The organism is Alkalihalophilus lindianensis, assembly GCF_032843265.1.
GTDB classification, from domain to species: Bacteria; Bacillota; Bacilli; order Bacillales; family Bacillaceae_D; genus Alkalihalophilus; species Alkalihalophilus lindianensis.
Genome location: NZ_JAWJBA010000796.1, coordinates 1 through 247, shown reverse-complemented (window position 1 = coordinate 247; position 247 = coordinate 1). Strand labels below are relative to the sequence as shown.

Below are 247 nucleotides of genomic sequence, written 5' to 3'. Positions count from 1 at the left end.
AAAACTTTTTATTTAAATTATCCAATGTAACATATCCTTTCATTTATAAAAAAAACATTACAGATTAAATAATATCAACGGGAGAACTCCCTTAACTTTCAACAACTTTCTCGTTTACTTTTTCATTAAATCAAGTATTTGCTCTTTTCTCTTCTCCAGATAACTATTTTGTTCAATGGTGTATCTGGGACGTCTTTTTGTTTCCTTGAATATTTTTCCTATATATTCACCGATTATACCAATTGCC

Annotated in this window: 1 pseudogene; it reads right to left on the bottom strand. The window is 27.9% G+C overall.

Annotated elements, in window-relative coordinates:
- Positions 1–114: 114 nt before the first annotated feature.
- Positions 115–247, bottom strand: a pseudogene (locus RYX56_RS24365) (glycosyltransferase); the annotation flags it as partial.